Source organism: Paenibacillus sp. NFR01 (genome assembly GCF_900111565.1).
Classification (GTDB): Bacteria; Bacillota; Bacilli; order Paenibacillales; family Paenibacillaceae; genus Paenibacillus_AQ.
In genome coordinates this window covers 23,277-48,925 of record NZ_FOIK01000008.1, presented here as the reverse complement: position 1 = coordinate 48,925, position 25,649 = coordinate 23,277, and the positions used below count along the sequence as shown (strand labels likewise).

Annotated in this window: 19 protein-coding genes and 1 pseudogene; 15 read left to right on the top strand and 5 right to left on the bottom strand. The window is 58.5% G+C overall.

Annotated features, from left to right (window positions below):
- Window positions 1–7: 7 nt before the first annotated feature.
- The 3 genes and pseudogenes from queG to folE all read left to right on the top strand — a co-directional run.
- Window positions 8–1,159 (top strand): annotated as a pseudogene (gene queG / locus BMW84_RS22565) (tRNA epoxyqueuosine(34) reductase QueG); the annotation flags it as partial.
- Window positions 1,160–1,280: 121 nt separating this feature from the next.
- Entirely contained in the window at window positions 1,281–1,529 is a 249-nt protein-coding gene (locus BMW84_RS22560; protein WP_091072387.1) for a YneF family protein, read from the top strand.
- 68 nt (window positions 1,530–1,597) lie between these two features.
- Window positions 1,598–2,194: a GTP cyclohydrolase I FolE gene (gene folE / locus BMW84_RS22555; RefSeq protein ID WP_091072385.1), complete on the top strand. Its 597-nt coding sequence runs from the start codon at window positions 1,598–1,600 to the stop codon at window positions 2,192–2,194.
- Window positions 2,195–2,291: 97 nt separating this feature from the next.
- Here the strand turns inward: folE and BMW84_RS22550 are convergent, their stop codons facing one another.
- Complete coding sequence (locus tag BMW84_RS22550) at window positions 2,292–3,512, bottom strand: Fe-Mn family superoxide dismutase (RefSeq protein ID WP_091072382.1); 1,221 nt, start codon at window positions 3,510–3,512, stop codon at window positions 2,292–2,294.
- A gap of 120 nt (window positions 3,513–3,632) precedes the next feature.
- Window positions 3,633–4,646: an alpha/beta hydrolase gene (locus BMW84_RS22545; protein WP_254773108.1), complete on the bottom strand. Its 1,014-nt coding sequence runs from the start codon at window positions 4,644–4,646 to the stop codon at window positions 3,633–3,635.
- A gap of 217 nt (window positions 4,647–4,863) precedes the next feature.
- Here BMW84_RS22545 and BMW84_RS22540 point away from each other — a divergent pair, with 217 nt between their 5' ends.
- Both BMW84_RS22540 and BMW84_RS24955 read left to right on the top strand, forming a co-directional pair.
- Window positions 4,864–5,607 (top strand): IclR family transcriptional regulator, encoded by a 744-nt coding sequence (locus tag BMW84_RS22540; RefSeq protein WP_091072381.1) that lies wholly within the window; start codon window positions 4,864–4,866, stop codon window positions 5,605–5,607.
- Between the two features lie 169 nt (window positions 5,608–5,776).
- Window positions 5,777–7,510 (top strand): helix-turn-helix transcriptional regulator, encoded by a 1,734-nt coding sequence (locus BMW84_RS24955; protein WP_254773106.1) that lies wholly within the window; start codon window positions 5,777–5,779, stop codon window positions 7,508–7,510.
- A 100-nt stretch (window positions 7,511–7,610) separates the two neighbouring features.
- Here BMW84_RS24955 and acnA read toward each other — a convergent pair whose 3' ends face one another.
- The gene (gene acnA / locus BMW84_RS22530; RefSeq protein ID WP_091072378.1) at window positions 7,611–10,352 is read right to left on the bottom strand and encodes an aconitate hydratase AcnA; all 2,742 of its coding nucleotides are present in this window, start codon (window positions 10,350–10,352) and stop codon (window positions 7,611–7,613) included.
- Between the two features lie 221 nt (window positions 10,353–10,573).
- Here acnA and BMW84_RS22525 point away from each other — a divergent pair, with 221 nt between their 5' ends.
- From BMW84_RS22525 to def, 8 genes are all read left to right on the top strand, one after another.
- On the top strand, window positions 10,574–11,605 hold the full coding sequence (locus BMW84_RS22525; RefSeq protein ID WP_254773119.1) for an amidase domain-containing protein: 1,032 nt from the start codon (window positions 10,574–10,576) through the stop codon (window positions 11,603–11,605).
- 21 nt (window positions 11,606–11,626) lie between these two features.
- The gene (locus tag BMW84_RS22520; RefSeq protein WP_091072373.1) at window positions 11,627–12,718 is read left to right on the top strand and encodes a D-alanine--D-alanine ligase; all 1,092 of its coding nucleotides are present in this window, start codon (window positions 11,627–11,629) and stop codon (window positions 12,716–12,718) included.
- A 48-nt stretch (window positions 12,719–12,766) separates the two neighbouring features.
- Window positions 12,767–13,084 carry a hypothetical protein gene (locus BMW84_RS22515; protein ID WP_091072371.1) on the top strand — a complete coding sequence of 106 codons (318 nt, stop codon included), beginning with the start codon at window positions 12,767–12,769 and terminating at the stop codon, window positions 13,082–13,084.
- Entirely contained in the window at window positions 13,081–14,088 is a 1,008-nt protein-coding gene (gene uvsE / locus BMW84_RS22510; RefSeq protein ID WP_091072368.1) for a UV DNA damage repair endonuclease UvsE, read from the top strand. Before BMW84_RS22515 ends, uvsE begins: the two co-directional genes overlap by 4 nt.
- Window positions 14,089–14,232: 144 nt before the next feature.
- Complete coding sequence (locus BMW84_RS22505) at window positions 14,233–15,117, top strand: inositol monophosphatase family protein (RefSeq protein WP_091072366.1); 885 nt, start codon at window positions 14,233–14,235, stop codon at window positions 15,115–15,117.
- Window positions 15,118–15,130: 13 nt separating this feature from the next.
- Complete coding sequence (locus BMW84_RS22500) at window positions 15,131–15,358, top strand: hypothetical protein (RefSeq protein WP_091072363.1); 228 nt, start codon at window positions 15,131–15,133, stop codon at window positions 15,356–15,358.
- A 612-nt stretch (window positions 15,359–15,970) separates the two neighbouring features.
- On the top strand, window positions 15,971–17,242 hold the full coding sequence (locus BMW84_RS22495; RefSeq protein ID WP_091072361.1) for an SGNH/GDSL hydrolase family protein: 1,272 nt from the start codon (window positions 15,971–15,973) through the stop codon (window positions 17,240–17,242).
- Window positions 17,243–17,354: 112 nt separating this feature from the next.
- Window positions 17,355–17,915: a peptide deformylase gene (gene def / locus BMW84_RS22490; protein ID WP_254773117.1), complete on the top strand. Its 561-nt coding sequence runs from the start codon at window positions 17,355–17,357 to the stop codon at window positions 17,913–17,915.
- 124 nt (window positions 17,916–18,039) lie between these two features.
- Here def and BMW84_RS22485 read toward each other — a convergent pair whose 3' ends face one another.
- Together BMW84_RS22485 and BMW84_RS22480 are read right to left on the bottom strand one after the other, a co-directional pair.
- Window positions 18,040–19,356: a glutamate-1-semialdehyde 2,1-aminomutase gene (locus BMW84_RS22485; RefSeq protein ID WP_091072356.1), complete on the bottom strand. Its 1,317-nt coding sequence runs from the start codon at window positions 19,354–19,356 to the stop codon at window positions 18,040–18,042.
- Window positions 19,357–19,457: 101 nt separating this feature from the next.
- Complete coding sequence (locus BMW84_RS22480; protein WP_091072354.1) at window positions 19,458–20,528, bottom strand: LCP family protein; 1,071 nt, start codon at window positions 20,526–20,528, stop codon at window positions 19,458–19,460.
- Between the two features lie 107 nt (window positions 20,529–20,635).
- Here BMW84_RS22480 and bcp point away from each other — a divergent pair, with 107 nt between their 5' ends.
- Window positions 20,636–21,103, top strand: a complete 468-nt coding sequence (gene bcp, locus BMW84_RS22475; protein WP_091072353.1) for a thioredoxin-dependent thiol peroxidase — start codon at window positions 20,636–20,638, stop codon at window positions 21,101–21,103.
- A 123-nt stretch (window positions 21,104–21,226) separates the two neighbouring features.
- The gene (locus tag BMW84_RS22470) at window positions 21,227–25,510 is read left to right on the top strand and encodes a 2-hydroxyacyl-CoA dehydratase (protein ID WP_254773115.1); all 4,284 of its coding nucleotides are present in this window, start codon (window positions 21,227–21,229) and stop codon (window positions 25,508–25,510) included.
- The last annotated feature ends 139 nt before the right edge of the window (window positions 25,511–25,649 follow it).

Sequence of the window (25,649 nt, the reverse complement as noted above, 5' to 3'; positions counted from 1 at the left end):
AACAACAATGAACAACAACTGGTCTACCCTGAAGGAAGAAATCAAGGCTGCCGCACCGGAGCTCGGTATCGACGATATCGGGTTTGCGACCGCGGAGCCCTTTTTATATTTGCGTACCGTCTTGGAAGAGCATCGGAGAAAAGGCTATGAATCCGGTTTTGAGGAACCGGATCTGGATAAGCGGACTGTTCCGGCTTTGCAGGGCGGAGAGCCGATGTCCATACTGGCGATTGCGGTGGCCTATCCCTCCAAAATGGACAATCCGCCAAAATCGGAGCCCGGCGAGCGCCGGGGGATTCTGGCCCGCGCCTCCTGGGGCCGGGATTATCACCAGGTGCTGCGCGAGGCGCTGGGAAAGCTTGAGGCGTTTATCCGTGAGCGGGTTCCGGATGCCGTCATGGAAAGCATGGTCGATACCGGCGTGCTGTCGGACCGGGCGGTCGCCGAGCGGGCCGGTATCGGCTTCAGCGGCAAAAACTGTGCGATCATTTCGCCGAAATGGGGTTCCTGGATCTATCTCGGCGAGATGGTGACCAATATTCCGTTCCCGCCGGATGTGCCGGTCACCGAAGGCTGCGGGGACTGTACCAAGTGTATCGACGCCTGTCCGACGGGAGCGCTGGTCGGTCCCGGCCAGCTGAACGCGCAGGCATGCATCTCGTATCTGACCCAGACAAAGGGTTTTCTCAGCGAAGAGTACATGACCAAAATCGGCAACCGCCTGTACGGCTGCGATACCTGCCAGATCGTCTGCCCGCATAACCGGGGCAAGAACTGGAATCACCGGCCGGAGCTGCTGCCGGATTCCGAAGTGGTGAAGCCGCTGCTGCTGCCGATTCTATCGATCAGCAACCGCGAGTTCAAGGAGAAATTCGGCATCAGCTCGGCGGCCTGGCGCGGTAAAAAGCCGATTCAGCGCAACGCCATTATCGCGCTCGGCAATTTCAAGGAAGCCGCTGCCGTGCCGAAGCTGACGGAGATCGTTCTGGCGGAGCCGCGCCCGGAAATGCGCGGCACGGCCGCCTGGGCGCTGAGCCGGATCGGCGGAGAAGAAGCGCTCGCTGCGGTGGAGCAGGCGCTGGCGCGCGAACAGGACGAAGAGGTGCTTGGAATGCTGCGCCGGGCACAGGAGAAGCTGCGGGAAACGGCGCAGGCCGAAGGCTGAAAGCCCCGCGGAGGCTGGCTTTGCCAATTGCTGTCCAGAACTTGAAATGATATGATAGAAACGCATGCCCGTAAGCCGGGCGCTGCATATTATGAAGTGCAAAGGGAGATTTCAAATGAACTATGTGTGGCCTATTATTACACTGGTCATCGGCTTGCTCGGCGGGTTCTTTATCGGCGTTTATTATCTGCGCAGACAAATGACCAAGATGCAAAACGATCCGGACATGCTGCAAAAAGTGGCGAAGCAAATGGGGTATAATTTGAACGGCAAGCAAATGCAGCGCGCCCAGCAGATGATGAAGAACGGCGGCAACGCGCCGGGACGCGCGCCTGCAGCGAATAAAGGCAGCCGCAAAAAATAACATCCGGCCGAACAGAACGGGCCGGGCATGGCAAATACAGAGAGAATGGCGCGAAAGGGGGAGGTTTCATGGGGGGTATCAAAGAGTACGTTAACCATAATGTGGCGAACAACCGCGAGCAGATTGAATACCATATCGAGAAGATTCTGGAGCTGATCGGCGAGGAGCCCGGCCGCGAAGGGCTGCTTGAGACGCCGGCACGGGTCACGCGGATGTACGAGGAGATTTTCGGGGGATATTCGATTGATCCCCGCGATGCGCTCGGCGTGACTTTTGACGAATCCCACGAAGAGCTGGTTATCGTAAAGGATATCGTCTATTACAGCCAATGCGAGCATCACATGGCTCCTTTCTTCGGAAAAGCGCATATCGGCTATATACCAAGCGGCCGGATTGCCGGCCTCAGCAAGCTGGCACGGCTCGTGGAAGCGGTAAGCCGCCGCCTGCAGGTGCAGGAGCGGATTACGACGCAGATTGCGGACGTCATGATGGAGGTGCTCAGCCCGCACGGCGTCATGGTCGTGGTGGAAGGCGAGCATCTGTGCATGTGCGCCCGCGGCGTCAAGAAGCCGGGCAGCAAAACCGTGACCACCGCAGCGCGGGGCAAGTTCCGCGAGGATGCGGCGGCGCGCGCAGAGTTCCTGGCGCTGATCCGACAATCCTGAACCGTTTGGCTGAATAAACAAGAGCCTGCCCGGGCATTTGCCCCGGGCAGGCTCTTTAACATGTCAGCAGATCAAGCCGTCAGCTGCAGCGCCCCCGTCAATAAGGCTCCCATACCAGCTTGCGCGCCGACTCATAACGCTGGGAGACGTAAGGCCAATTTACGACCTTCCACCAGTCCTTGATATAGTCGGCCCGATTGTTCTGGTGCTTCAAATAGTAGGCATGCTCCCAGACGTCGAGGGGCAGCAGCGGGACGACATCCCATTGCGACAGGTCCTGATGTTTCTCCGCCGTCAGAATTTCCAGCCTGCGGCTGCGCGGGCTCCAGACAAGAATCGCCCAACCGCCGCCCTCTACCTTGTTTGCCGCTTCGGAGAACTGCGCCTTAAAGGCGTCGTAACTCCCGAAGCTGCTTTCAATAGCGTCCATCAGCGCCCCGGTCGGCCGTCCCCCGCCATGGGGCGACATTACGTTCCAGAAGATCGTGTGCAGATAATGCCCCGCTCCGTTGAACGCCAGCTCCCGCTCCCAGTGTTTGACGAGGTCGAAGTCGCCGCTTTTGCGGGCGGCGGCCAGCTTCAGCTCCGCCGTGTTCAGGCCGTCAACGTAGCTCTTATGATGTTTGTCGTGATGGATCTTCATGGTTTTTTCGTCGATGTACGGCTCAAGGGCATTGTAGGCGTACGGCAGCGGCGGCAGCGTATGCCCGCCGATCGGCACGGCGGCGGGCTCGCGCGACTCCGCGGTCTGCGGCTCCGCCCGCGGCGCTTCCAGCCGCTGCTGTGCTTCTGCCGCCGGCGGGGCAGCGAATGCCGTGCCCGGCGGCTGCCCCGCGGCAAACGCCGGCACCGGCTGCGCCAGCGGCACCATGGAGGCCGCCCAGCCGGTCAACCGGCCCGGCGTGCCGAGCTCGCCCAGCGCGGCGAGATAGCCCTGCGAGCCTTGGATCAGGCGGCGGAACAATTCCGCCGCCTGCGGCTCGCCGCCCGCCGCCGAGCGGGTGTCCGCCAGCGCCTGCAGCTGGCGGACGAATTCCTGCGACTGCGCGCAAGCGGTCTGCAGGAGCAGCTCCGTCTCGGCCGGATGCACGGCCACGCCGTTGCCGTCCGTCGCGAACGAGGCGTCCAGCAGCTCGCGGGCCGCCTGCCCCGTCGCCGCGAAGACGGCGGTCCAGTCGTCGAGGAGCCGGATGTAACGCTCCTCCAGCGGCGGCGACAAGGATTTCAGGGTCACGCTATGTTCCGTTTCCCTGGCCTTCCAGACTTCGATTTCTTCAAGAATGCGTATGGGCAGCAGCGGACCGTATACATACAGCATCGGCAATCCTCCCGTCCTTTGTTCATCGGTTCATTGTATGAGCCCGGATGATCAATTATTGCTGGAGACAGCAAAAAAGTCCGGTCGACGAGACCGGACTCTTGAAGGTATTATCTGTTATTATTGCGACTGCTGCAGCGAGGTCTGGACGTTGCCGAGGAAGGCCGACACCCGGCGCAGATATTCGCGCGGATGCTCCCGGAACAGCAGCTCGTGGTGGCTGCCTTCGACGATCCAGGACTCCGAATAAGGATTGGTCTGGTTGGCGGCCAGCTGTTCCGCAATCGGATAAGGCGCCTTTTCATCGTTCGTGCCATGGATGAACAGAACCGGGAAGGGATAATCCTCCGCTTTGACCTTGGCGTAAGGAATCTGGCCCAGTCCGGTGCCGTTCAGCACGGGGAACAGCAGCTTCATGATTTCCAGGGAAGGCTGGCGGGGCAGATCGATATTATTCTTGATGTTATGGTACAGCGTATCCGGCTCCAGCAAAAAAGTGCTGTCCAGGATCATCGCGTCGACATCCTTGGTGACCAGGCCGGCCTGCAGCGCGGTGCCTGCGCCCATGGAGAAGCCCCAAACGACGATTTCCTTGGCCCCATGTTCCTTGGCGTATTGCACGGCGCCCAGCAGCTGCTGGGACTCTTTTTTTCCGCCGGTGGCGATATCTTTATTGATTTGGCTGGCAAAACCGTAATCGAACATCACCACGTTGAAGTTCATGCTGTGGGCATAGTGGGCCAGGTCGTACATCGGAACCCAGCTTTCCTCGCGGTTGGCGCCATAGCCGTGGCTGAACACGATGGTTTTGGCCGAGCCTGCCGCCGGGATGTACCAGCCCTGCATCATCCGGCTGCCGTCTTTGGCCGGGAAGCGGATATCCTCGTATTCGAGGCCTTTGGCCAGCTTCGGAGTGGAGTACAGCGGCGCGACGACCGGATTGGAGAGCACCCAGGCAATGTAGGCATGCAGGGCGACAAAACAAAAGACAAAGAAGAAAAAGGCGGACAGCAGCAGCGAAACGACGATATGCTTAAGGCGGATTTTCCGCAAAGACAGCTTGGGGGAGACATTGTTGTCATCGGAGCCCGGCAAGCGGGAGATCGGGGCGCCGGTGCGCGTGGCCAAATCCATAGGGGTCCCCTCCTAAAAGTTCATATAATTAATCGTAGGATCGGACCTTAACAAAGTCAATGACTTTGCGCGTTTTGTAATGCAACTGTAAAATCCGTTCCAGCCTTTGCCGTAGCATGAATCTGCTGGACTTTCGTCCGGGGAATGCAATAAGATAGAAGTATCTAGAATATTGTAACCGTGTTTCATATAATGAAACATCCAAGGGGAGATCGCTGTGGAAGACCGTAAATTGACCGTACGCGCCGTGGAACGCGCGCTTGATATATTGCTGTGTTTTACGCAGGAGAGCGATTTGAGCCTGACTGAAATTTCCGCTATGATTCATCTGCATAAAAGCACGGTGCACCGCCTGCTGACGACGCTTGAGGAAAAGGGCTTTCTCCTGCGCAACGAAGCGACAGAGAAATACCGGCTGGGCATCCGCATCTGGGAGCTGTCGACCCATCTGCCGATTTCGGGCGAGCCGTCGGCGCTGCTGCTGCCGGCAATGGAACGGCTGCGCGACCGGCTGGGCGAAACGGTCAGCCTGTATCTGCGCGACGACCTGGAGCGCGTCCGCATTCAAGCCGTGCAGAGCCGCCAGGCGATCCGGCGGGTGGCGCAGATCGGCGCGCGCCTGCCGCTGTCCGTAGGCGCCTCCAGCAAGGTGCTGGCCGCGTTTGCCCCGCCGGAGGTACAGGGGAGGCTCCTGCAAAGCCCGGACTGGCCGGAAGCGGTCGACAAAGAGCAGTACATGCGGCAGCTTGCCGAGATCGTGCGCACCGGCTATGCAACCAGCTTCGAGGAGCGGGAGCCGGGCGCCGCGGCGGTGGCGGTGCCGATTTTTGGGCGAAGCGGGAAACTGGCGGCGGCGCTGTCGCTGTCGGGGCCGGTGAACCGCCTGTCCCGGGCTACGCTGGAGGAGTACGCGGCGATTCTGAAAGAAAACGCTGCCGAAATGGGGCTAATGCTGGGGTAATGGATAACGGCGCCGTTACTTTATTTTCCTTATAGGGTAATAGAATGTAAACGCACCGTTAAATAAAGGGAAGAATTGAGAAACGCCCGAAAATGAACTATGATAACAATCGTGAGTTTATTTACGCCGAACAGGCATTTTTTGCGATTATGGGTATGAGGTGAGTAGGATGAGAGCTGCAATACCCGATTCTATGGCCCCGGAAATTGAGCAGCTTCTAGAGATGTTCGGTGCGGCAACGGGTCAGATCGTCGCGCTGACGGATCAGGAAGGACGGCCGCTGGACCGTATGGCGGCGGGCAATCCATGGTATATGGAATGGTTAGGCAGGTCCGGTATGCCGGAAGCGTCGGGCGCCGCCCGTTCAAGAGTTTCTGCCGGCACCGCCTGGATGGCGGAATGGACGCCCGGCTTGAAATATGTGGTCAGCCCGCTGAAGACGGGAGATGGCCGCAGTTATTTTTTGTGGTCGGGATTTTATATGGAGGAAGGCTCGAAACATCAGGTCTTGCATGCCTTGGAGCATCTGATGAAGGATAAAGCCTGGTACGGAGAATTCCGCATGGAACTGGACGCGCTTCCGGAATGCAGCGGGCGCGGTATAGCACAAGCTTGCGATAAGCTGGCTTTTCTTAGCCGAACATTGGTTAAGCTGCTGGAGGAGCCCGATTTCTGCAGCGCGGACCCTGGCATAGAGCTGGACGGCGGCATCACGCCAAAGGTCAAGGAGGCCGTCAGTCTGCTGCCGGAAGCGGACACGCTGCAGGAGCTTGGCGAAATGCTGCTGGAGACTGTGGCAGGCGAGCCGTTTGCGCCGTTGTCCGCATTCGTCTGGTTTCCGGAGCACACTCCCGTCGACGGGCGCTATTTGGCGAGAGGCCTTGAGCCGGAGGAATGCCATTTTTATGTGCAGGATCTGGCATCGCGGTATTCTCCGCAGGCTTTTTTGTCGACGGCCATTATTCATGAGGCCCCGCATGGACAGATGCTGGAATGCCCGCTTTTGCTAAAGAGCCAGTTCAAAGGCGTGCTGGCTGCCGGTTTCACCCGGCGGGAAGAGGCCGAGCGCTGGATGGAGGGACTGGAGACCGTGGCTGCCGCCGCTTCGGCTGCGATCCGGTTTCTGGAGCAGGAAGCGCTGGCCGTCAAGCAATCGGAGGTTACGCTTAAAAATCTGCTCTTTTACCTTCAGGGCAATCATTATGCGTTGTACGCCTTGTCGCAGGAAGCCGCCTGCATGGCCTATGAGTTTGCCCGCTTTCTGGAGCTGCCGGAGCTTGAGGCGGAGGCGCTCCGGACTGCCGGCAGGATGGCGCCGTTCCGTCTCGGATTTTTGCAGGAATACGGCTTTTATCCGTATGAGGTTTCGCTGCTGGAGCAACTGGACCGGTATTACGCCGAAGGTCAGGCCGATCAGGCGCCTGCGCTTCCGAGCTCCGTCCAGCTGCTGGGGCTGACGCTGCGCAAGGCAAGCGAAGCGGCCCCGCCGGAGCTTTTTGAGGGCCCGCCCAAGCGCTGGATCGATCCGGCCCGTTTTCGGCTGAACGAGCATATGGCCGAAAGCCTGGACGGCGGACTGCGCGACGCATTCTGCGCCTTTCTCCGTACCCGGACGGATACGCAGCTGCCGCTGAGAAGCCAGGGCGCCGGACGCCTTGCCGTGGGCTCGCTTCCGCGCTCGCCGAAAGAAGAGTGGGGCATTACGCCTCGCGAAGAAGAGGTGCTGGAGCTGATCGTCCAGGGCAAGACGAATAAAGAAATCGCCGGCACGCTTGTGATCAGCGAGCATACCGTCAAAAATCACCTGAGCCGCATTTTTAATAAGATGAATGTGACCGACCGTTCGCAAATTATCGCCCTGATCTATAAACGCATGCTCGAATCGGAACGGATTGAATTGTAGTTGAAACGAAGAATATAGAAACAGCCCTTGGACGTTCCCGGCGGGGAGACGATCCAAGGGCTGTTTTTTGCAGTTTATGGGGTTTCGGTGAACGTTTCCGTTATTCCACCGGCACCGCGGATTCCGAGGACGCGTCCGCCAGCATTTGCCGGAGCACGGTCTGCAGAATGCCGCCGTTGCGGTAGTAATCGATGTCGACGGAGCTGTCAAGCCGCGCGATGACCGGGAAGTCAAATTTCGTGCCGTCTTCGCGGGTTGCCGTAACAGTCAACTCCTGGCCCGGCTGAACTTCGTTGCCGAGACCGGTAATGTCGAAGGTTTCGCGGCCGGTCAGGCCGATGCTGCTCCAGCCGTGGCCTTCCTGGAACTGCAGCGGCAGGACGCCCATGCCGACGAGGTTGCTGCGATGGATCCGCTCGAAGCTCTCGGCAATGACGGCTTTAACGCCGAGCAGCAGCGTGCCTTTGGCTGCCCAGTCCCGCGAGCTGCCTGTTCCGTATTCTTTGCCGGCGATGACGATCAGGTTCTGTCCGGCCGACTGGTACAGCATCGAGGCGTCGTAGATGGACATCACTTCGTCGCTTGGCAGGAATGTCGTAACCCCGCCTTCGGTTCCCGGCGCAACGGCGTTGCGGATCCGGATGTTGGCGAAGGTGCCGCGCATCATGACTTCATGGTTTCCGCGGCGCGAGCCGTAGGAGTTGAAGTCGGCGCGCTCGACGCCGTGGCCGCGCAAGTATTCGCCGGCCGGGCCGGAGGTCGAAATGTTGCCCGCAGGCGAGATATGGTCCGTGGTAACGGAATCGCCAAGAAGCGCCAGCACCCGGGCATTATTGATGTTGGCAATGTCGCCTACGCCGTCCGCAAGATGTTCGAAGAACGGCGGATTCTGGATGTAGGTGGAATTGGCATCCCATTCATAAAGTTCGCCCTGCGGCACAGGGATGGAATTCCAGCGTTCGTTGGCGGTAAAGACATTTTCGTATTTCCGGCGGAACATGTCAGGATTCAGCGAGAGCGAAATCGCTTCGCGGATCTCTGCGGATGTCGGCCAGATATCTCTTAGATAGACCGGCTCACCTTGCGGATCGTAGCCGAGCGGATCATTGGCCAAGTCGATGTTGACCGTGCCGGCCAGCGCATAAGCGACGACGAGCGGCGGAGAAGCCAGATAGTTGGCCTTCACCTGCGCATGCACGCGGCCTTCAAAGTTACGGTTGCCGGAGATGACGGCAGCAACGGTCATGTCGTTGTCGGCGATGGCCTGGCTGACTTCGTCCGGCAGCGGGCCGGAGTTGCCGATGCAGGTCGCGCAGCCGTAGCCGGCGAGGTAGAAGCCCAGCGCTTCCAGCGGCTTCAGCAGGTCGGCCTTCTGCAGGTATTCCGTAACGACCAGCGACCCCGGCGTCAAGCTGCTCTTCACGTAGCCCGGCTTGGTCAGGCCGCGTTCCACGGCCTTCTTGGCCAGGAGGCCGGCGCCGAGCATAACGCTCGGGTTGGACGTGTTGGTACAGCTGGTAATGGCTGCGATCACGACGGCTCCAGTGGACAGCTTGCTGGTGGTGCCGTTCTTGTGCTGAACTTCGACCACTTCGGCGATCTTCTCATCGCTCAGGCCGTAGCCGCCTTTATTAACAGGCGTACGGATAATGCCTTCGAAGTTCTCTTTCATCTGCGTAAGCTCCACGCGGTCCTGCGGACGTTTCGGTCCGGCCAGGGACGGCACGACGGAAGCCAGGTCGAGCTCAATGATGTCGCTGAACTGCGGGTCCGGCGTATCCGCGGTGCGGAACATGCCTTGCGCTTTGTAATAGGATTCCACGAGGGCGACCAGGTCATCCGGACGGCCGGTGCTGCGCAGGTAGGCCAGCGTCTCGTCGTCGACAGGGAAGAAGCCGATCGTTGCGCCGTATTCAGGCGCCATATTGGCGACCGTCGCGCGGTCGGCCAGGCTGATGTTGGCCAGGCCCGGACCGTAGAACTCGACGAATTTGCCGACAACGCCCTTCTTGCGCAGCATTTGCGTTACGGTAAGCGCCAGGTCGGTTGCCGTTGCGCCTTCCATCAGGCTGCCGGTCAGCTTGAAGCCGACGACATCCGGAGTGACGAAATAAAGCGGCTGCCCCAGCATTCCGGCTTCCGCCTCGATCCCGCCTACGCCCCAGCCGACGACGCCGAGGCCGTTGATCATGGTGGTGTGGGAGTCGGTGCCGACGAGGGAATCCGGATAGACAAGCGTTTCGCCGTCGATCGTTTTGGTCGCGGCCACGGACGCGAGGTACTCCAGGTTTACCTGATGCACGATCCCGGTGGCCGGAGGGACGGCGCGGAAGTTGTTGAATGCGGTCTGCGCCCAGCGCAGGAAGCGGTAACGTTCCTCATTGCGTTCAAATTCCACGTTCATATTGTATTCGAGGGCATCGGCCGTGCCGAAGGCATCCACCATAACGGAGTGGTCAATGACGAGATCGACCGGCACGAGCGGATTGATCTTTTTCGGGTCGCCCCCGGCTTTCTTAACGGTATCGCGCATGGCCGCCAGATCGACGACAACCGGGACGCCGGTGAAGTCCTGCAGTACGATGCGCGCCGGAATAAACGGAATTTCCTTGTTCCGGTCAATGTCGCCCGCCCAGCCGGCGAGCTGCTTCACATGTTCTTCCGTAATCGCATGCCCGTCGTATTGGCGGACCGCCGCTTCCAGAAGCACTTTAATGGAGAACGGCAGAGAAGATACAGAGCCTACGCCTTGCTCTTCCAGAGCGCCCAGATGGTAATAACGATACGTTTTGCCGCCCGACTCCAGACTGCGGGCCAGCGAAAAATGATCTTTGCTTGGCATGTACGCGCCTCCTTGTTTCATCTGATGAAACCACATTTCAAATTGCCTCTAGTTCAAGTATAACGGTTGCAAACAGGCGAGTAAAGGGTTTTTTCCCCGGAAGAACGTCCAATTTCAGCCTGTCCGCTCCGGCTCCGCCCCGGGTTTCCGCCGTATAGCGGGGGGGCTTCTCTCATATATATAGGACAGCAGCCAAACCGAAATGAAGGGGCGGGAAAAATATTATGGAGCAACAGTGGAAGGAAAGCTTGTATCAATACGTGGATCAGGTGAACAAGAGCCGCGTGGCTCCGGGGTCCCTGCCGCGCCGCAGCTCCGTTCGGGACCCGCAATTTTTGCTGGAGCAGGGCGAACGGGCGCGCCGGTTGGCCCTCTGGTATAAACGGCGGGGCATCACGCCGCTGCGCGGCGAGACGGGCGTACGCACGCTGCGGACGGTACGGCAGAATCCGGGCGAGGTCGTGGCCGACGTCGCGCTGCACAGCGCGTTGTATTACGAGAAGGGCGGCGTCCATCACCGCGAAGATATCATCGAATCGGAGCGGCTTACGTTTCTCCGGGACGGCGGCTCATGGGAGATTGCTTCGGTTATGCATAATGTTCCGGAACGCAGTTCCCTGCGAAAGGTCGCCGAAGCGGACCCGGCATTGCGGCTCTCCCCCTGGGGCGAGGTGCTGCAGCCTCCGCGTCCGTCCACGCCGCTGATCAACCGGGGAATGGTCCGGGCGGTAGGCGGCTTTAGAGAGGTGCGCTATAACCGCGAAGAAGCTGTGGCATACGCCGACCGGTGGTGGAAAGAGGGCAATCCGGAGTTCGAAATTTTCGAGGTGGACTGCACAAACTATGTATCCCAATGTCTCTTTGCAGGGGGAGCACCGATCAACTATACTGGTAAAAGAGAAACGGGTTGGTGGTACAAAGGCTACAACGGGGCGCAGGAATGGTGGAGTTACAGCTGGGCGGTGTCGGATAGCCTGGAGCGTTATTTGAGCGGTAGCCGGGGAACAGGCCTGCGGGCGGAAGCCGTGCAGCGGCCGGAGCAGCTGATGCTCGGTGACGTTATCCAATACGACTGGGACGGCAACGGGCATTTCCAGCACAGCACCATCGTCACCGCATTCGATGCGGGAGGCCTGCCTCTGGTCAATGCACGGACGGTCAGCAGCCGCCACCGGTTCTGGGATTACCGTGATTCCTATGCCTGGACCGACCGAACAGCCTACCGTTTTTTTCACATTAGCGACTACTTATAATATTCGGAAAGAGGTTACGGCATGGGAAATGCAAAATTGACCGTAGGTCTGGTATACGGGGGCAAATCCGGGGAGCACGAAATATCCCTCCAGACGGCTTTTGCGGTGATGAACGCGTTTGATTACGATAAATACGAAATTATCCCCTTTTATATTTCCAAGCAGGGCCAGTGGAAAATGGGCGGCGTGCTCGGCGCTCCGTTTGCTGCGATCGAGCAGCTGAAGCTGGAGAAGGAGCCGGTGGGTATGGCCGCTGCACTCAGCGCGGTGTTCAGCGGTCTTGAGGGCGGCGGGCAGACGATCGACGTGATGTTTCCGCTTCTGCATGGCACCAACGGCGAGGACGGCACGATCCAGGGCCTGTTCGAAATGGCGAACATCCCGTACATCGGAGCTGGCGTTTTGGCTTCGGCGGCGGGGATGGATAAGGTCGTCATGAAAAAGCTGTTCCATGAAGCGGGGCTGGAGCAGTGCGAATACTGTTATTTCAGCGCTTCGGCCTGGAAACGGCAAAGCCATGAGCTGGTCGTCGGCATCGAAGATAAGCTCGGCTATCCGATGTTCGTCAAACCGGCCAATCTCGGCTCCAGCGTAGGTATTTCCAAAGCGAACGACAAAGAGGGCCTGATCCGGGCGGTCGAAACGGCGTTCCGCTACGACACCAAAGTCATCGTCGAGGAATTCGTCGATGCCCGCGAGCTCGAGGTCAGCGTACTGGGCAACGAAGAACCGGAAGCTTCGGTTCCGGGTGAAATCGTCTCTTCCGGAGAATATTACGATTATGCCGCCAAATACATCGACGGCAAATCGCAGATGCTGATTCCGGCGCCGGTGGATATCGAGATGGCCGACCGGCTGCGCGAGCTGGCGTTGCAGGCATTCCGGGCGATTGAAGGCAGCGGCATTACCCGCGCCGACTTTTTCGTACGCAAATCCGATGGCAAAATCCTGATCAACGAAGTGAACACGATGCCCGGTTTTACGCCATTCAGCATGTACCCGCTCTTGTGGCGCGAAACCGGCGTATCCTATCAGGTGCTGCTCGACCGGATGATTACGCTCGCGCTTGAGCGTTTCCGGTTCCGGCAAAGCCTGAAATACGATAACGAATAATATCGCAGCGGCGGGAGCTTGTCTCCGGCCGGAAAGGAGCGTTACCGCATGGGATTTCAAACGGAATTCAATTCGGTCTGCAAATTCAAAAACGAGCAGGAGCTTTACGAGCTGCTGGAGTACGGGCGGACCAAGATGGTGAAGCAGGGCTTTCGCGTCTACCCGACCGGCGAAATGGTGATTGCGTACACGCCGGATAATACGGCAGTGGCGATCGTGAAGATTTCCGCATCGATTGCGGAGATCAACTTCCAGAGCCAGGAAGTGACCGCGGTTGAGATGGAGCTGGTCCGCAAGCTGAACGAGGAAGAGTCGCGGGTGCAGACGGCGCTGGCATACGAAATGTTTTTCGGGCTGGACAGATGATCGTCCGGTTCGGGTATGTTGCGATGTCCACCGTCATCAAGGATTGCTCGCCGTCAAAAACCATGACCATGGCGAGTTTCAGCAAGCTGGAGGACCGCGAAGCCGGACTGCGAAAGCTGGAAGCGATCGCGAAAATGAATCTGCACAACACGCTGCGGCTTCTGAAGCATAACGCCGGATCGGAAATTCAGGTCTATCGAATGACCTCGAAGCTGATTCCGCTGGCGACGCACCCGGAGCTGCAGGATTGGAATCCTTATGCCGCGCTTGAAGACAGCTTTGCCGAAGTGGGAAGCTATATCCGGAAGCGCGGCATGCGGGTGTCGTTCCATCCCGATCATTTTACCGTTCTCAGCACGCCCCGGCCGGAGGTGCTGGCCAGCTCGGTCCGCGATCTGGAGCACCATGTGCGCATGCTGGAGGCGATGGGGCTGCCGCGGACGGCCAAGAACAACATTCACATCGGCGGCGCCTATGGGGACAAGCCTGCGGCCGCAGAGCGGTTCTGCACGCATTTCGCGGCATTGCCGGAGGCGCTGAAGATGCGGATGACGCTGGAGAACGACGACAAGACGTTTAACGCGGCGGAGACGCTGGAGGTATGCCGCAGGCTGGGGCTGCCGATGGTGCTCGATATCCACCATCAATGGGTGAATAACGAAGGCGAGCTGCCCTGGGAGCTGTGGCCGGACATTCTCCGGACCTGGGACAGCCCGCTGGCCCAGGCGGATGCGGACCCGGGCGCGCCGCTGGTGCCGAAGATCCACGTCTCCAGCCCGCGCAGCCCGTCTGATCCGCGCAGCCATGCGGATCTGGTGGAGCCGGCGCCGCTGCTGGCCTTTCTGAAGCGCATCGCCCCGGATACCCCGGCGGTCGATGCGATGATTGAGGCGAAGGCGAAGGACCAGGCGTTGTTTGAGCTGATGGGCATGCTCCGCGAATTGGCGGAGAAGGACCCGGAAATTACGATTCTGGACGGAGCCAGCATACGTATCGGAACCTGATTGCGTACGGTGCCTAAGGTCCAATGTTTGACTTGATTCATCGATGGAAATAAGGTACGTTGGATGAAACATTAGACGGTAGCAGCATATGAACTGAAGCGTTTCATGGGAGAGCGAACATGTTCAAGAAAGCGGAGTGAGGTTATGAATTCTGTGAACCCTGATAACCGGATTGAACGGGAACCATACGTAGTCAGCGGCAAAGGATATACGGCTGTGGCGATCAACGTTGCAGCCAAGGCGGGGGAATGGATCAAGAGCAGACAAGGGCAGGTCAAGCAGCTCGGCAGCAAGACATCGGCGCAGGACCTGGTGACGGAGGTCGACAAGGGCGTGGAACAGATGATCCGCCGGCTGATCCTGACCCATTATCCCGACCACGCCATTCTGGGCGAAGAAGGCGTAGAGCCGGGAGCGGAGGCAGCCAAGGCCGCGCTGGCAGAAGGCCGGCAGCATGAGTTCCTCTGGATCGTCGACCCGATTGACGGAACGACCAATTTCGTCCACGGCTTTCCGTTCTACTGCGTGTCCATTGCGCTTGTCGTCAAGGGCGAGCTGGCGGTCGGCGTCATCTACGACCCGGTCCGCGACGAAATGTTTGTCGCGGAGAAAGGCAAGGGCGCCTACATGCACGGTATTCCGACGAAGGTTTCGGCGGAAACCGAACCGGGCAGCAGCCTGATCGCCATGGGCTTCCCGCCGGACCGGACGTTTGCGCAGCCAATGAATATGGCCGGCCTGCAGCATATTCTGCCGCAAATCCGCGGCATCCGCGCCGGCGGTTCAGCCGCGCTGCATCTGGCTTATGTAGCTGCCGGCCGCGTTGACGGCTATTGGGAAGTGGGCCTCAGCCCGTGGGATTGCGCAGCAGGCGTTTTGCTGGTGCTGGAGTCCGGCGGGAAGGTCACGGATACGCTGGGCAATCCTTATGATATCGGTACCCGCCACTTGGTCGCCAGCAACGGGAAGATCCAAGATTTCCTGGTGAATTCCTTGCAGGCTGCGGAGGCGACGGGATTTACGCGTTAAGGAGTTGGCAACCATGAACGAAAGCGAAGACCTGGAACGCAAGCTGAGCGAATTGCTGGAGGAAGGCGAACTGGACGAAGGTGACCGCCGCAAACGGGAGCTGGCCCGTGTATCGCCGAAGTACGAAATCCGGATTTCCACCCGGTTTGATCCGGTCGCGGAAGAAACGCGGAAATACAGGGAAATTGCCGAAGAACTGGATGACCGTTACGACAAATATTTGAAGCGTACAGAAGAATAACCGGAGGCTGACAGCATCAGGCGGACTTTCAGTGCTTGCGCCGGCTCTCCGCTAAGAGACGCAGAGCAGCGAAACTCCCGATAATGGGGAGGACGCTGCTCTGTTTTTTTGCCGTGCGGACAGCCGTCTAGGGTGCGCAGGCCTGAAACGCGAACAGGCTATGAGAGGGGATGGTTATGAAGATCCTAACGGACAAGAGAGCCGTTATTTATAGGAAATATGCCTATTTCCCGCTGTAACGGACACCAAAGCCGTTATTGTATTCAATAACGCTGGAAATCAGTAGATTGGAAGCTAATAACGGCGCTCATGTCCATAACATTGCAAAAAATGCGATTTTCGGCAAAATAACGGCGCTGGTGTCCGTAGGCAACTGGGCATGAGCGGCTAAAGGTTGGCGAGTGATCCGGTTGCCAGAACGTAACAAGCAAACGTCCCGAGTGGCGGGATCGTGCGAAGTTATCTGGGTATCAGTATATGGCGATTTCTCGCGGCTAGAGGCCTCTAGCCGATAAGCTTGCGGACTGCCCTCTTTTGCAGCGGCCGGTCCAATGCTAAAATATGAAGGAATCGGATTCATTCCAAACGATAAATTTATCCGGGAGGGATATCATGTTAAAGCTTTGGAGAACTTTATCTGGCATGGCCGCAGGCGCGGTGCTGCTGCTCGCCTCGATCGCCGTACCGGGCGTCAAGCCGGCTGCGGCCGCGGATGCACCGGACGTCTTCCGCATTGTCGCGCTGGGCGATTCCATTACGGCGGGTTATGAGCCGGGCATGACCGATCCCTCAGTGAAGGCTTACGGCTATCCCGAGCGCCTGCTTGAGCAGGGCTGGTACCACGGCCGGAGCGAGCTTGGCAACTACGGCATTCTGGGCTTGACGACCTCGGGGCTGCGCAATTACACGGAAGCCATCAAGAATGGAACGGCGACAAGCGCAGAGGCGATCCAGCAGGGGCTGCGGGATCCGCGGATCGGCGACTTTGCAGCGAAAACCCCGGACATCAAACTGGAGCTGGCGGATGCGGACCTGGTGACGATTACGATCGGCGGCAATGATGTCAGCAGTCTGTTTCTGCAGGCGAAGGAGCTGAGCGATGCCGACTTCAATACCCAATTGGCGGCAAAGCTTGCCGATTACAGCAGTAACGTAAAGAGTGCCCTTGAAAATATACGGGCGGTGAATCCGCAGGTGACGGTGCTGCTCGCGGATCAATACCAGCCAGCGCCAAAAATCGCCGCAGGCGCGGCGTACAGCCGGCTGATGGATGCAGCAGCCCAGCTGACAAAAGCCGCAGACACCGTGGCGCAAAGCTTAAATCAGCCTGGAGCTCCCGTCAAGGTGGCCCATGTCGCGGCAGCTTTTGCCGGGGTCGAAGGATCGCTGACGCATATCATCGGCGCAGGCGCAGCGGATTTCCATCCAACGCAGCTCGGGTATGAGGAGATCGCCCGCGTGTTTGCCGATCTGGTATGGGGCGAATACCGCGTTCCGGCAGCCGCAGTATCGACCTCCGGCGCCGCGCCGATGTCGATCGTGGTGAAGGGCGTGGAGCTGAATACGCCGAACAAGCCGATAATCCGGAATAATCAGAACTTTCTCGCGCTGAAAGATATTTTGAATGCGGTCGGCGCAACCGGCAAATGGGACAACAAAACGTCCAGCGCTATCATTGTCTACGGCGGCCGGACGGTGGTCATCACGATCGGCGCGAAGACGATCAAGGTCAACGGGGCGGATGTCGCCATTGCCACGCCGGCATTTTTGCAGCGGGTCGGCAAGGAAGATAAGACGTACCTCCCGCTCGCGGCGCTTGCCACGGGCCTCGGGTTCGACGTGAACTACAGCAGCAAGCTGCGTACGGCATTCATCAATCCGTAATACGGGCATACACTGCATTAAAATGAACGCTAAAGAAGATTACAGCCTGTACAGGCAAAGGTGGAGGAAAGGTTTGACGAATTCCAGATTTACAGCCGATTACATCATTACGATGGACGATATCGTGAGAGAAGGAGGCCCGGTACTCCGGCAGGTTGCCGAGCCGGTTCCGGTGCCTCTGAAGCAGGAGGACCGGGAGACGCTGCTGGCGATGATGCAGTTTTTGAAGAACAGCCAGGATCCCGAGTTGTCGGCCAAATACAAGCTCCGTTCGGGGATCGGGTTATCCGCTAACCAGATCGGCGTAGCGAAGCGGATGTTCGTGACGTATTTGAACAATGAGAAGGGCGACATTGTCGAGCATTACTGGGTGAATCCCAAAATCGTCAGCCATTCCGTATCCATGATTTATTTGCCGGAAAGCGAAGGCTGCCTGTCGGTGGACCGCCCGGTCGAAGGTTTTGTGCCGCGTTACGAGTCGGTAAAGGTCAAAGGCTACGATCTGAACGGCAAGGAAGTGGTCAAACGCTTCAAGGGCTATCAGGCCATCGTATTCCAGCATGAACTGGACCACTTGGACGGCGTCATGTTCTATGACCGGATCAATGCCGAGCATCCGTTTAAGCTTCCGCAAGGCGTGGAGATCCGGAGTCTTTACGATTTGCGCAAATAAACGCAGCGGTCCGCTGCCTAGGCGGGTCGCAGCAACGCATCCGCAAAAAAATCCCGCCCTTCTTTCCGGAAATCCGGAGGAAGAGCGGGATTTTTGATGAGCCGGCAGAATATACAGCTCTTGCTTAGCGTTCGGACGCCATGGCCGCGAAGGAAGCCTCTGCCGCTTCAAGCGTAACATCAATATCGGCGTCGGTGTGTGCCGTCGTCAGGAACCAGGCCTCGTATTTGGACGGAGCCAGGTTGATGCCCCGGTTCAGCAGGTGCCGGAAAAAGCTGGCGAACAGCTCGCCGTCGGTGTCCTGCGCTTCGTCGTAATTCGTAATCGGATGATTGCAGAAATGTGTGGAGAACGCGCCGCGAATCCGGTTGATCGTCAGCGGAATGCCGTGGCGGTCGGCCGAAGCCTGCAGCCCGTCGGTCAGGCGAATGGCCAAGCGCTCCATTTCCTCGTAGACGCCACTGCCCTGCAGAACCTCAAGGCAGGCGATGCCCGACGAGATCGACGCCGGGTTGCCGGCCATCGTGCCCGCCTGGTAGGCCGGTCCCAGCGGAGCTACCTGCTCCATCACTTCTTTGCTGCCGCCGTAAGCGCCGATCGGCAGGCCGCCGCCGATGATTTTACCTAGAGCGGTCAGGTCCGGAGCAATCTCCGCATGATTATTGAGTCCGGCGTATGTTTGCGCGGAGCCGTAATGGAAACGGAAGGCCGTGATGACCTCATCGTAGATTACGAGGGAGCCGTTCGCCCGGGTCAGCTTGCACAGCCCTTCAAGAAAGCCCGGCTTCGGCATGACCATGCCGAAATTGCCGACGATCGGCTCGACCATAACGGCGGCCACATCGCTGCCCCAGGTGTTCAGCGCTTCGCGCAGACCGTCCAGGTCATTGAACGGTACGGTAATGACCTCCTGGGCGATGCTGCCGGGCACGCCGGCGCTGTCCGGGATGCCCAGCGTGGACGGGCCGGAACCGGCGGCCACCAGCACGAGGTCGGAATGGCCGTGGTAGCAGCCGGCGAATTTAATGATTTTGCTGCGCTTCGTATAGGCGCGGGCCACGCGGATCGTCGTCATGACCGCTTCCGTGCCGGAGTTGACGAAACGGACCTTATCCATCGAAGGGATGGCTTCCTTCAGCATTTTGGCGAGCTTGATCTCGAGCGCCGTCGGGGTGCCGTACAGCACGCCGTTCGCCGCGGCTTCGGAAATCGCCGCCGTAATATGCGGATGGGCATGGCCGGTAATAATCGGGCCGTAGGCGGCCAGGTAGTCGATAAATTCATTGCCGTCCTCGTCGAAGAAATGGGAGCCTGCGGCCCGTTTCATGAATACAGGCGCGCCGCCTCCGACGGCTTTATAAGAGCGCGAAGGGCTGTTCACCCCTCCGACGATGTGCTGTAAAGCTTCCTGATACAATTGCTCCGAGGTGCTGCGGTTCATGGTTATCATCCTTTCGGGGATTACAGGCAAGGGAACGGGCGAACCGGCGGTCATTTCCGCCGCCGTTCGCCCGTTCAGCCTGCTGCTTAAAATTGTTTGATCTAATTACCGGTGGAATTCGTGGAACCTGTGTTGCCGCCGGCGGAATCGCTGCCCGGAGAGGCTTCCGGAGAAGCGCTTGGCACCGGATCGGCCATCGTATCCTGGACGAATTGCTTGAGGGCATCTTCGTCTTTGACGCCGATGACCGAAGCCCCGCCGTCGGTCCGCTCTTCGGCGAGCAGGTCCATCGGCGGAATCTGCTCGCTGCCGCCCATGGAGCTGTCGTAGCCGACGCTGGCCAGCTTCCACATATCGTCCAGACCGAGGTTCGTGTCGATGTAAGGCGTAACCTGCTTCAGGATATTCGGCAGCTTAAGAATCGACGTGGTGCTGATGACTTTGTCCGCCACGGCCTTCAGGAAGCCGCGCTGGCGTTCCGTACGGGTAAAGTCGGAGGTTGCATCATGGCGGAAGCGCACGTATTGCAGCGCCTTATTGCCGTCCAGATGCTGATAACCGGCTTTCAGGTCGATATCGTATTCCGGACCATCCGCAGTCGTCTTATACACCATGTCTTTTTCCACTTCATAATCGATACCGCCGACGGCATCGACCAGCTTGATGAATCCCTGGAAGTCGGTATAGACATAATATTGAATCGGAATGCCGAGCAAATCGCCGACTGCCTGCATTGCCGTATTGGGTCCATGGGTAATCGCGGTATTGATGCGTTCCTTGCCATGCTCTGGAACATCAACGTAAGTATCCCGGAGAATGGAGAAGACGTAGAACTTTTTCTTCACCGGATCCAGCGAAGCAACCAGCATCGTATCGGAGCGGGGAACCTCGCCCTTCTTGACGCCGCGTGCATCGACGCCCATGAGCAAAATGTTTACGGGCTCCTTGCCTTCCCACTTCGGCGCCTCAGGCTCCTGAATGTCGGTGTTCGCTACGCTTTGGAACGGCGAATTGTCGCCTTCCTTTTGCATATCGCCAAGCGAGTTTACAAGAGAGGAGAAATAGATGGCAGCTCCGCCGGCAATCAATAGTAGAAGAATAAGAAGAGTCCAGAGCAGCGGTTTCTTTTTCGATTTGCCGGCCTTTGCGTGCCGTTTCTTTCTTGGTGGCATTTCGTTCTTCCTTTCGCATTCACATTCTCTCTATTATAATTTCTTTTGGGAATACGCGCAATTTCGGAATATTTATACAAAATAGTCGTACATAGGAGTGGTGATTGATGAATAAGCCGCAGATCGGCGAGCCGGTTCCGGAGTTTGCCCTGCCGTCCTCGGAGGGACGGACGATTGCTATAAGCGAATACAGAGGCCGTAAGGTCGTGCTTTATTTCTACCCGAAAAATATGACCCCGGCCTGTACGCAGGAGGCATGCGATTTTCGCGACGCCCATGAGCGGATTTTGGCCCGGGGCGCCGCGATTCTCGGTATCAGCCTGGACCCTCCGGCATCCCATGCCAAATTTATCGCCAAGAACCGCCTGCCGTTTCCGCTTTTGTCCGACGAGGACCATAACGTCTGCGAGATGTTCGGCGTCTGGCAGCTGAAAAAACTGTACGGCCGTGAGTATATGGGCCTCGTCCGTTCGACCTTTCTAATCGATGAAGAGGGCAAGCTGCAGGCAGAATGGCGGAACGTGCGGGTTAAAGGCCATGTGGCGGCAATTCTGGAGGAAATTGCGAAATATTAAAGTATGATAGTAAATTATTGGTATTGTCTGTAACATTTTTAACAGCCTCTATCGGGCGCACTCATGATATAGTTGCCTCATAATTACTTCAAATTTTGAGCAAGGCATGGTGATTTCATGGTGATGCTGCGGATCGGGCTCGACATCGGGTCAACGACGGCCAAATTGGTCGTCATGGAGCAGGGAACGATACTTTATGAAGATTATGCCAGACATTATAGCGATGTAAAACGAGCCGCTTTGAGCCTGCTGACCGATGTGCAGCAGCGGTTCCCGGGCAGGGAAGCGGCGCTTACGGTCAGCGGCTCCTCGGGGTTGTCGCTGTCCAAGCTAGGCGGCGTCCCGTTCGTCCAGGAGGTCATTGCCTGTACCAAGGCGATCAGCGAGCTGATCCCGCAGTGCGATACGGCGATCGAACTGGGCGGCGAGGACGCCAAAATCATTTATTTGAGCGGCGGCATCGAGCAGCGGATGAACACGGCCTGCGCCGGGGGCACCGGCGCGTTTATCGACCAGATGGCCTCGCTGCTGCAGACCGATCCTGCTGGATTGAATACGCTTGCAGAAAAGCATGAGCGGATCTATCCGATCGCTTCCCGCTGCGGCGTGTTTGCCAAAAGCGACGTGCAGCCGCTCCTGAACGAAGGCGCGCGCCGCGAGGATGTCGCGGCATCGATCTTCCAGAGCATCGTCAACCAGACGATCAGCGGACTTGCCTGCGGCCGGCCGATCAAAGGCAAGGTCGCCTTCCTGGGCGGACCGCTGACCTTCCTGCCGGAACTGCGCAAACGGTTCGCCGAGACGCTGGATCTGCACGAAGGCGATATTCTCTTCCCGCCGCGGGCGCAGTATTTCGTCGCCATCGGCTCGGCGCTCGCGGAGAGCGAGCCGCTCGCACTGCCGCTCGGCGACTGGATTGCCCGGATCGCAGCGGTCGACTTCGCCGCGGATCGTGCCGCGGACGCGGAGTTGCCGCCGCTGTTCGCCCAGCCTGAGGACCTGGCGGCCTTCCGGGAGCGCCACGGCCGGGCGTCTGCGGCCCGCGCCGAACTGGCCGGGTACACGGGGCCTTGTTATCTCGGCATCGATGCCGGTTCAACGACGACGAAGCTCGTCATTACGGGCAAGGACGATGAAATCCTACATACCTTTTACGGCAGCAATAAAGGGAACCCGCTGCAGTCGGTCACCGATGCGCTGAAGGAGATTTACCGCATCCTGCCGGAGGGCTGCTATATTGCCGGCGCCTACGCCACCGGCTACGGCGAAGGGCTGATTAAGGCCGCGCTGAAGGCGGACGGCGGCGAAGTGGAGACGGTAGCCCATTACAAGGCCGCCTCCAAGTTTATGCCGGAGGTCGATTTCATCCTCGACATCGGCGGCCAGGACATGAAATGCATTAAAATCCGCGGCGGCGCGATCGACAGCCTGATGCTGAACGAAGCCTGCTCCGCGGGCTGCGGTTCTTTCCTGGAGAGCTTTGCTTCGGCGCTGGAGCTGGGCATCGGAGAATTCGCCGCCGCCGCGCTGGAATCCGCCAAGCCGGTCAACCTCGGCTCGCGATGCACGGTATTCATGAACTCCAAGGTGAAGCAGGTACAGAAGGAAGGCGCTTCACTGGCCGATTTATCTGCCGGACTGGCGTATTCCGTCATCAAGAACGCCCTGCAAAAAGTCATCAAAATCCGCAACCCCGAGGATCTCGGCCGCAACATTATCGTCCAGGGTGGAACGTTTTACAATGAAGCGGTACTGCGGGCTTTCGAGCTGCTGACCGGACGCACGGTGGTCAGACCGGATATCGCCGGCGTTATGGGGGCCTACGGCTGCGCGCTGCTGGCCAAGGAGCATGCCGGAGAATACGGCTACAGCACGCTGCTCGGGCCGGATGAGCTGGAGACGTTCACCTATGAGGTCTCGCCGGGCCGCTGCGGCCTGTGCGCCAACAACTGCGCCCTGACAATCAGCCGCTTCCCGGATAAGAGCTTCCATGTCACCGGCAACCGCTGCGAACGCGGCGCCGGCGGCAAAAAGAAGAAAAACAATCTGCCGAACCTGATGCAGTATAAATATGAACGCTTTTTCGAATATACCGGCTTGGCGGAGGGAGAGTCCGTACGCGGCAGCGTCGGCATTCCGCGGACCATGAACATGTTCGAGAACTATCCGTTCTGGCATACCTTTTTCACCGCGCTGCGCTACCGGGTGGTGCTGTCGCCGAAATCGAGCAAAAAGCTGTTTGAAAGCGGCATGGATACGATCCCCTCGGAATCGATCTGCTATCCGGCCAAGATGGCCCACGGGCATGTGCAGAGCCTGATCGGCAAAGGCGTCGACTTCATCTTTTATCCGGCGATTGTCTATGAGAAAAAAGAAGACGAAGCGGCGACCAACCACTTTAATTGCCCGGTTGTCGCTTCCTATCCCGAGGTCATCCGCAACAATATGGACGGCCTGCGCGAAGGCGGCGTGCCGCTCGTCAGCCCGTTTTTGACCTTTGACGACATTTCCGCGCTGATCAAGGGCCTGTCCAAAACCTTTACGGACATCTCCCGCGAGGAGATCGCCGCTGCGGTGCAGGCGGGGCTGGCCGAAGCGGAGCGCGCCAAAAACGATGTGCGGACCAAGGGCGAAGAGACGCTGAAATTCCTGGAGGAGACGGGAACAAAGGGCATCCTGCTCTGCGGGCATCCGTACCATGCCGATCCGGAAATCAATCACGGCATCGCCGATATGATTACGGGCATGGGACTGGCGGTGCTGACGGAAGATTCCGTCTGCCATCTGGACCGCAGTGAAGGCGACGTCGCCGTCGTCAACCAATGGACCTACCATGCGCGGATGTACCGGGCAGCCCGGCTCGCTTCCGGCCGGACCGACCTGGAGCTGGTGCAGCTGACTTCGTTCGGCTGCGGCATCGACGCCATCACCTGCGACGCCGTGCAGGAGATTATGGAGCGGCACAACAAGGTGTATACGCTTATCAAGATCGACGAGATCAGCAATCTCGGGGCGGCGCGTATCCGGCTGCGTTCGCTGATGGCAGCGATGCGCGAGCGGGAGAAGGGCAACGTTCAGCCGCAGCTTTTGTATAAGACGCAGGCAAATGTCCCGTTTACGAAGGAAATGAAAGAAACCTACACGATTCTGGCGCCCCAAATGTCGCCGATTCATTTTGAGCTGTTCGAGCGCGTGTTCCGCGATGCGGGCTACCGGCTTAAGGTGCTGGAGACGACCGGTCCGCAGGAGACGGAGGAAGGCCTCCGTTACGTGAATAATGACGCCTGCTATCCGGCGATCGTCACAATCGGGCAAATCCTGTCGGCGCTGAAGAGCGGAGACTATGATCCGAACCGCACCGCTGTGATCATGTCCCAGACCGGCGGCGGCTGCCGGGCAACGAACTATATTTCCCTGCTGCGCAAGGCGCTGAAGGATTCGGGCCTGGGCCAGATTCCGGTCATCTCGCTGAACGCCTCGGGCATGGAGAACCAGCCGGGCTTCAAAATCAACCTCAAGCTGGCGAACCGCCTCATTGCCGCTGCCTGCTACGGCGATCTCATGATGCGGCTGCTGCACCGATTCCGGCCGTACGAAGTGATTCCGGGCAATGCGGAAGAGCTGTTCCGCCAAGGCATGGAGCGCTGCAAGGCGAGCTTGTCGAACTTCTCGTTCCGTGAGTACAAACGGCTGACCCGGGAAATCGTCGCATCCTTCAGCCGCATGCCGGTGACGACGAAGCTGAAGCCGAGAGTGGGCATCGTCGGCGAAATCCTGATCAAGTTCCATCCGGATGCCAACAACCGCATCATCGATATGATCGAAGCCGAAGGCGGAGAAGCGGTGATGCCGGATTTCCTGGACTTTATTTTCTACTGTGTATACAACCCGATCTACAAAGCCGAGCAGTTCGGCAAAAGCAAAAAGCTCGGTTATATCAACCCGATGCTGATCTCTTATCTGGAAATATACCGCAAGCCGGTGAAAGCCGCGCTGGAACAGGCGGGACTGGCGAAAGGGCGGGAGAATATCTACGGTCTGGCCGAAAAAGCGAGCCGGCTCGTTTCCGTCGGCAACCAGATGGGCGAGGGTTGGTTCCTCACGGCGGAGATGATGGACCTGCTCGACAACGGCGTAAACAACATCGTCTGCATTCAGCCATTTGCCTGCCTGCCGAACCATATCACCGGCCGCGGCAGCATCAAGGGCCTCAAGGAATTGTATCCGGGCGCCAATATCTCGGCCATTGATTACGATGCCGGCGTCAGCGTGGTCAACCAGGCGAACCGGATCAAGCTGATGATGTCCATCGCCAAAGGACTGGATACCGGCAGCGAGAAGCCGCGCCAGCAAGCCGCCGGCAGAATAAAGCCAGCGCTGGGCGAGATCGTCGGCAGCACCCTTTAACGCAAATATTCAATGAAGAGCGTGTCCCTCTAAGGACGCGTTCTTTTTTTGCCTGGAAATGAAACAAGCTCTGAAACACCAATAATAATTTCAGATTGTTTTCAAAAATGCATTGACGGGTAATTACGTAAAGAGTAGA

Coding starts and splice junctions, on each gene's coding strand:
- BMW84_RS22560 (WP_091072387.1), top strand. CDS start 1,281: ATGAACTATGTGTGGCCTATTATTACACTGGTCATCGGCTTGCTCGGC.
- folE (WP_091072385.1), top strand. CDS start 1,598: ATGGGGGGTATCAAAGAGTACGTTAACCATAATGTGGCGAACAACCGC.
- BMW84_RS22550 (WP_091072382.1), bottom strand. CDS start 3,512: ATGCTGTATGTATACGGTCCGCTGCTGCCCATACGCATTCTTGAAGAA.
- BMW84_RS22545 (WP_254773108.1), bottom strand. CDS start 4,646: ATGGATTTGGCCACGCGCACCGGCGCCCCGATCTCCCGCTTGCCGGGC.
- BMW84_RS24955 (WP_254773106.1), top strand. CDS start 5,777: ATGAGAGCTGCAATACCCGATTCTATGGCCCCGGAAATTGAGCAGCTT.
- acnA (WP_091072378.1), bottom strand. CDS start 10,352: ATGCCAAGCAAAGATCATTTTTCGCTGGCCCGCAGTCTGGAGTCGGGC.
- BMW84_RS22520 (WP_091072373.1), top strand. CDS start 11,627: ATGGGAAATGCAAAATTGACCGTAGGTCTGGTATACGGGGGCAAATCC.
- BMW84_RS22515 (WP_091072371.1), top strand. CDS start 12,767: ATGGGATTTCAAACGGAATTCAATTCGGTCTGCAAATTCAAAAACGAG.
- uvsE (WP_091072368.1), top strand. CDS start 13,081: ATGATCGTCCGGTTCGGGTATGTTGCGATGTCCACCGTCATCAAGGAT.
- BMW84_RS22505 (WP_091072366.1), top strand. CDS start 14,233: ATGAATTCTGTGAACCCTGATAACCGGATTGAACGGGAACCATACGTA.
- BMW84_RS22500 (WP_091072363.1), top strand. CDS start 15,131: ATGAACGAAAGCGAAGACCTGGAACGCAAGCTGAGCGAATTGCTGGAG.
- BMW84_RS22495 (WP_091072361.1), top strand. CDS start 15,971: ATGTTAAAGCTTTGGAGAACTTTATCTGGCATGGCCGCAGGCGCGGTG.
- def (WP_254773117.1), top strand. CDS start 17,355: ATGGACGATATCGTGAGAGAAGGAGGCCCGGTACTCCGGCAGGTTGCC.
- BMW84_RS22485 (WP_091072356.1), bottom strand. CDS start 19,356: ATGAACCGCAGCACCTCGGAGCAATTGTATCAGGAAGCTTTACAGCAC.
- BMW84_RS22480 (WP_091072354.1), bottom strand. CDS start 20,528: ATGCCACCAAGAAAGAAACGGCACGCAAAGGCCGGCAAATCGAAAAAG.
- bcp (WP_091072353.1), top strand. CDS start 20,636: ATGAATAAGCCGCAGATCGGCGAGCCGGTTCCGGAGTTTGCCCTGCCG.
- BMW84_RS22470 (WP_254773115.1), top strand. CDS start 21,227: ATGCTGCGGATCGGGCTCGACATCGGGTCAACGACGGCCAAATTGGTC.